A 6,623-nucleotide genomic window follows, 5' to 3' on the forward strand; every position below is an offset into this window, starting at 1 on the left:
GCCTTGAGGAGGAGAACGGCAAGCTGAAGCGCTTGCTGGCCGATGCAATGCTCGACGTCTTGACCTTGCGCGAGATGCTCGGAAAAAACTTCTGACGCCTGGGTCGAGGAGGGCCGCCGTGACCTGGGCGATCGAGAACAAGGGCTATTCGCAGCGTCGGGCCTGCGGGCTCGTCGGCATGGAGCCGCAGGTTACCGCTACCGTCCGTCGCGACCAGATGATGCCGGTTTGCGCAAGCGGCTGCGGGAACTGGCGGCTGAGCGACGGCGCTTTGGTTACCGTCGGCTGCATCTGCTGCTGAAGCGCGAAGACGTGGCGGTGAACTGGAAGAAGCTCTACCGGCTCTATCGCGAGGAGCGGCTGACGCGCAAGCGAGGTGGCCGCAAGCGGGCGTTCGGCACGAGAGCACCGATGGCGATCCCGCAGGATGCCAATTAGCGCTGGAGCCTCGACTTCGTCTCCGACACACTGACCGACGGCCTTCGCTTCCGGATATTGTGCGTCATCGACGACTTCAGCCGGGAGTGTTTGGCGACCGTCGTCGACAACTCGATCTCAGGCGAACGTGTCTCCCGGGAGCTAGACATCATCGCCGAGGATCGCGGCTCCCTCCGCTCATTCCTTCCGTAGGTGCTATGGCACCGAGCTGACCTCGAATGCCATCCTGGCGTGGCAGGAGGATCGGCAGGTCGAATGGCACTACATCGCGCCCGGCAAGGCAGAACGGCTTGGTGGAAAGCTTCAGTGGTCGGCTACACGATGAGTGTCTCAACGAACGCCTGTTCACCAGCTATCGGCACGCCCGCACAGCATCGAAGAATGGAGGATCGATTGCAATGTGAATCGCCCCATACGAGCCTCGATGGGCTCACCCGAACGAATTTGCAAACCGGTCCAGATCGGACCACAACGTGAACAGCGCCAACTTATAGGCGCGGACAAAACGGGGAGCAGGTCACCCGCAAGTCTGATGGAAAGGAAATCAAGCTGTGTCTGGCCAGCCGTTGCCAATATCGACCTACGCTCAGCTGCAATGTTAGCCCCGACAGGCACTGGGATTGGCGCCGAATGCCGCGCGGAAACATTTCGAAAAATGCGACGCTGATGCGAATCCGCAGGCGATCGCGATCTCAACAACCGGCAATTCTGTTTGCCTGATCAGACGCTTGGCGCGACTAAGTCTCAGATACAGGTAAAAGCGCATGGGAGACGACGAAACCGAGCGCCGGAAAAGTCTTTCGATCTGACGCTGTGAGCGTCCGACGCATTTCGCGATGTCGCGAAGGGGCAGCGGGTCTTCAATATGTTCTTCCATAATTCGAATGACTTCGGCGACCGGTTTGCAGACGCCGATTTCGCTGCCATCGATCGTCCATTGTCTGTCAGAGGCTGAGCGCCAGTGCCCTGCAGTCGTATGTCGGCAGACAGCTAATGCAGTGTCTTTTCCAAGGCTTTCGGTAATCAACTCCATAACGAGGTCGAAAGACGCGAATTCTCCTGCGCAAGTAACGATGTGGGTATCACGAACGAACAGTCGGTCAGTCACTTGCAGGCTATCGAATTTTTCAGAGAGGGCAGCCCTCTTGTCCCAATGGATTGTGCATGCGGCATTGTCGAGCAGTCCACTGTCCGCCAACAGCCATGTCGCAGTACCCAAAGCGGCAATCGGGACGCCATGCCGCTTGCAAAGCCGAAGAATCTTATTGAGTGCGGTCGAGGTTTGCTTTTCAACCCGGTCCCCGGCGCACACAATGACCATGCTCGGCCCTTTGCCAGCCTGAACGCACGCTCCAGCGCTGGCAAAATCGCTGCCGACTGACAGGATAAACCCGCTGGCGCACTCAACCGGCTTGCCGTCAAGGCTTGCGATGGTCCACTGGAAGAAGGGCCGACCTGAGACGGAATTTGCGAGGCGAAGCGGATCCACGAAGGATGAAAGGCTGAGTTGCGAGAAGCCGGGGAGGGCAAGTATAACAAGTCGATACACCTCTAAGGTGTCGATCACTTGGCGGTGCACGTTCCATCCCTCGATTCGCGAAGAGTCTCCTGCTGAAAAGGGGGCATTCATAGGGTTAAATCCTGGTTGATGGTGATCAACATCGAGAGGCCATTGACGCCAGCGTTTTCAGGGATCGGCACCTGCCATCAGATGCGGGTGTTATGCTTGCGCTTCATAAAATCCTTGGCGGTCTCGACCGCCACCGCCGCGTCGCGGCAATAGGCGTCGGCACCGACGGCTTTGCCGAATTCCTCGTTGAGCGGTGCGCCGCCCACCAGCACGATATAGTCGTCGCGGATGCCCTTTTCCTTCATCGTGTCGATGACGACCTTCATGTAGGGCATGGTGGTGGTGAGCAGCGCCGACATGCCGAGGATGTCCGGCTTATGCTCTTCAATTGCTGCCATATACTTCTCGACCGCATTGTTGATGCCGAGATCGATGACGTCGAATCCCGCGCCCTCCATCATCATGCCGACAAGGTTCTTGCCGATGTCATGAATATCGCCCTTGACGGTTCCGATGACCATCTTGCCCTGCTTTGGCGCGCCGGTGGCGATAAGCAGCGGACGCAGGATGAACATGCCAGCCTTCATGGCGTTGGCCGACAGCAGCACCTCCGGCACGAACAGGATGCCGTCGCGGAAGTCTTCGCCGACGATGCGCATGCCTTCGACCAGCGCCTCGGTTAGCACCGTGTAGGGCTGCCACCCACGCTCGAGGAGGATGTTGGTGCCTGCCTCAATTTCCTCCTTCAGCCCGTCATAGAGGTCGTCATGCATCTGCTGCACAAGTTCCTCGTCGGACAACTCGGAAAGGATGATCTCTTCGTCAGCCATGTCGATTTACCTGGTGCTCAATTCAAAGGAAGTCGGCGCCCCATCTCGATGGGGCGCCGACCAGGCTTCCGGTTGAAGCCTTGGGAGTTGATTTCAAACTGCCAGCCAGAATTCCCACAGATCAAATTGGAAGCCGGAATCCTCCGCCGCGCCGGATTGCGGGGTTTCAGTATCCATCATCTGGCATCCCGCACTAAACACCCGAGGCTCCGTCGTCTGAGAACGCGTTTCTGACTTGGTCTAGTTGATGATAGGTGCCGGCAATTGGCCTGAGAAGAGGCAAAAGGTTTCGCTGGTGTTAAAGTCAATTTATGTCCAGCCCCGCTATGAGCAAGGCTCCCTAGGCCATTGGCCAGGGCGAGAGCAATTCAGGTCAAGGGCGGAGTTGCTCAGACTGGGCGAGAAACCAGTCAACCAAAACCTTGCATCTCTTGTTCTTGCTGGCATCCTCGCTGGCCAAAAGAAAGAAGGCCCTGTCGGTCTGTATCTGGGTTGGCAATGGCCTGACCAGAAGCCGGTTGTTAAGCAACTGCTGGGCGGTCAGGGACCATCCCAGCGCTATTCCTTCACCAGCCAGCGCCGCTTGAAGCGTTAGCTGGTAATCATTGAACACGATATTGGGTTTGATATCGCTGGCATCGCCACCTGCCAGTTCGACCCATTCTGGCCAATCCAGGCGCTTGCGAAAAGCATCGGACGAATGAATCAACTGATGGTGGATCAGATCTTCGACGACTTGTGGAGAGGGGTGCGCCAGAAGATACGCGGGTGAGCAGACGGGGAAGATGATCTCGTCGCAGACGAACCAACTGTTGACCCTTTCAAAATCCCGTGGCCGGACCCACACCGTGACATCAATCTCATGGTCTGGCTCCACATCCCGATCGGTGGCGACCACTTTGATCCTTACGTCCGGATGCTCTTCCTGGAAATGATAGAGTTGGGGCGCGAGCCAATGGGCCGCTAGAGATGTCGAAGCTGCGAAAGTGATGTACTTCGTTCCGCGATCTGAGATGGTCTCAAGCCGCTGTTCCAGGCGGCGGAAGCTGGCGCGCACCTCGTCGTAGAGCTGCCTGCCTGGCTCAGTCAGCTGCACTCCCCGATTGTCTCGGACAAAGAGCGCCGTCCCGCAATGCTTTTCGAACATTTTGATCGAATGCGAGACGCTCGGCTGCGTCACGTTGAGTTCGCTGGCAGCGTTCTTGAAGCTCAGCGTGCGAGCCGCCGCTTCGAAGACGAAAAGCGAATGTGTCGAGGGGACAAGATTGCGAAGCTTGGACATGAAGCAGGTCTATATCAGACGGCATATTTTCCGTCTACGAGACTAATAGCACATGGTCTATTCGAAGCAGGAACAAGCCAGAGCGAGCGGTGCGCACGACCACGCCACCGGCCGCCTTCACCCGAGCGAGTAGTTGGCAGTGATCTCTTTGAACCAAGCAAAGACAAGACAGCGCATTGTCGTCGAGGCACCACATCCGGAGCCAACGGCCTCCGGGTGGTACCGCACGTCGGGACCGGAGCTGCCCTTGGTGCCGCAACAAGGCGATGTCGCATGCGACTGCCTAGTCATTGGCGGCGGCTGGATGGGGCTTCACGCGGCCCGCCGATTTGCCGAACTCAACCCCCAGTCTTCCGTAATCCTGGTCGACGCCGGCCGCATCGGGGACAATGCATCCGGACGGTGCATGGGCTTCGTCATCGATCTCGCGCACAATCCCCGAAAACGCGACTTCGTCGAAGACATTAGGGGGAACAAGGAAGAGCTGTACGTCAACCTTGAAGGCATCGCCTACATTCGAAGCGCCGTCGAGGAGCATGGGGTAGACTGCGACTGGGACCCGCAAGGGAAATACCACAGCGCCGCCACATCTCACGGCGTCGCCGACCTACACCGCTTTTCGGAGGCACTCGATAAGCTTGGACAAAAGTACAGCTGGGTTGAAACCCCTGAGATTCAGGCGATCACCGGCAGCAGGCACTACGTCAAAGCTCTGCATCACCCAGGCACGATTCTGGTCCAACCTGCGAAGTATCTCAAGAACGCCGTAAACCGCCTCCCCGAGAACGTTACCGTCCATGAAAACACCCCCATCGTGGCGGCCCAGTTCGGCGCACCGAAGCATATATGCGAGACGCGTGGCGGAACAATCAGGGCGTCGAAGGTAATCATCTGCGCTTCGGGTTATCTGACGAGATTTGGCTTCTTTGAAAACCGAGCCATACCGCTCTACACCTTCGCGAGCATGACCAGACAGCTCACAGAGAGCGAGCTTTCCAACGTGGGCAACAAGCGAACCTATGGGCTTATTCCGGCCGACAGCTTTGGGACGACGGTGCGACGCACGATCGACAACCGTCTTTTCCTTAGAAACGTTTACTCGTATGCGACGAATTTCAAGACAACGAAACAAGATGTCCTGAGGGCTCGGACCCAGCAGCAGGTAGCATTTGACCGCCGATGGCCCGGGCTTTCGTCAATCGGCTTTGAGGCCAGCTGGGGTGGTCTGCTTACGCTCGCGCAAAATGGCGGCATGGTCTTCGGCGAGTTGGCGCAGGACGTCTATGGTGCCGCCTTCTGTAATGGAACCGGCGTCGCTCGCGGGGCTGCCTTTGGCAAGGCTGTCGCCGAACTGGCCACGGGGCAATCTTCGGCTGTGATCGATATCCTGAAGACGCGGGCCGCTCCGAGCAGGACTTATCCAAGACTTTTCACATCAATGGGCGTCCGGTTTGTCACGGCTCGTCGTTTCAGGCAGGCGGGCGCGGAAGTCTAGCAACAAAGAGGAACTGCAATGGCCGACCTGAAGGGCATCAATCTTGCAATGCAGACACCGTTCCAACCTAACGGTGCGATCGATTACGGCCTCTTCGAGGAGTTGATCGAAAAATACGTATCGGCGGGAGTTCATGGCTTGGTTCTTGGGGCAGGTACAGGCCAACACCCTTACCTGACCGAATCCGAATGCAATCGGCTCTACGAGCTCGGAGCGAAGCGCATCGCAGGCCGGTGTAATGTTGTCTGCCAGACCTCGGCCCTGAACATGGACGAAGTTATACGGCGCTCACAGCAAGCTGAATCAGTCGGCGCGGACGCGCTGATGATTTTGCCGCCGTATCTGGAAGGTCCGTCAGACGAAGATGGACTCTTCAATTTCTACAAGGAAATCGATGCGGCGGTCGGCGTGGATATTGTCGGCTACAACATTCCACAGGCGACCGGGATCGCGGTCTCGCCCCGCCTTTTTGGTCGACTGAGCGGTCTCAAGCATTTCAATTACATCAAAGATAGCGCCGGCGACTTCACCGTGCATCAGGAGTATCTGCAGACGAGAGGCACGGTTCTAAACGGCTGCGATACAACGACCCTCTATGCACTAATGGCTGGCGCGCGCGGCGTTATCTGGGGCGCAGCAAACTACATGCCTCGCGAGGCTGTCGAACTATACAACCTTGTGGCGACGAAGGATTTCGACAGGGCGCTGGCACTTTGGCAGCGCATGCTGCCCTCGTTGCTTTTCATCTGGCGGGCACCTTATACGCCTTCTGTTCTAAGAGCCGCGCAGCTGCGCGGCTTCGGAACCGGCAATGTTCGCAAGCCGTTGGCAAAGCTCTCGGCGGAGCAGGATACTGCGCTCCGCGCCGCACTTGCCCCGCTATTTGAGATCGCCTCCTAGCTGTTACCTTATTCAGGGGAGACTCTATGCGAATTGTCCTGGTTGGTTCGACTGGGATTGTCGGGTCGGCCGTCGCGGCCGAACTTGGCAAACGGCACGATATTGTAG

The 6,623-nt window shown here is 57.7% G+C and carries 5 protein-coding genes and 1 pseudogene; 3 read left to right on the forward strand and 3 right to left on the reverse strand.

Annotation, left to right across the window (positions count from 1 at the left end):
• Nucleotides 1–932 (forward strand): annotated as a pseudogene (locus EOA29_RS43090) (IS3 family transposase); the annotation flags it as partial.
• Nucleotides 933–1,036: 104 nt separating this feature from the next.
• Here EOA29_RS43090 and EOA29_RS20785 read toward each other — a convergent pair.
• The 3 genes from EOA29_RS20785 to EOA29_RS20795 all read right to left on the reverse strand — a co-directional run bounded on the left by EOA29_RS20785 (nt 1,037) and on the right by EOA29_RS20795 (nt 4,120).
• Nucleotides 1,037–2,068 (reverse strand): GlxA family transcriptional regulator, encoded by a 1,032-nt coding sequence (locus tag EOA29_RS20785; protein WP_127221380.1) that lies wholly within the window; start codon nt 2,066–2,068, stop codon nt 1,037–1,039.
• 77 nt (nt 2,069–2,145) lie between these two features.
• Entirely contained in the window at nt 2,146–2,838 is a 693-nt protein-coding gene (locus EOA29_RS20790; protein WP_127221382.1) for a B12-binding domain-containing protein, read from the reverse strand.
• A 373-nt stretch (nt 2,839–3,211) separates the two neighbouring features.
• Nucleotides 3,212–4,120, reverse strand: a complete 909-nt coding sequence (locus EOA29_RS20795; RefSeq protein ID WP_127221384.1) for a LysR substrate-binding domain-containing protein — start codon at nt 4,118–4,120, stop codon at nt 3,212–3,214.
• Between the two features lie 139 nt (nt 4,121–4,259).
• On the opposite strand from EOA29_RS20795, the gene EOA29_RS20800 reads away from it, so the two are divergent.
• Nucleotides 4,260–5,615: an FAD-binding oxidoreductase gene (locus EOA29_RS20800; RefSeq protein ID WP_245468499.1), complete on the forward strand. Its 1,356-nt coding sequence runs from the start codon at nt 4,260–4,262 to the stop codon at nt 5,613–5,615.
• Between the two features lie 18 nt (nt 5,616–5,633).
• Nucleotides 5,634–6,515: a dihydrodipicolinate synthase family protein gene (locus tag EOA29_RS20805; RefSeq protein ID WP_127221386.1), complete on the forward strand. Its 882-nt coding sequence runs from the start codon at nt 5,634–5,636 to the stop codon at nt 6,513–6,515.
• Nucleotides 6,516–6,623: the final 108 nt, after the last annotated feature.

Origin of the sequence: Mesorhizobium sp. M1E.F.Ca.ET.063.01.1.1 (genome assembly GCF_003998155.1) — a bacterium.
Taxonomy (GTDB): Bacteria; Pseudomonadota; Alphaproteobacteria; order Rhizobiales; family Rhizobiaceae; genus Mesorhizobium.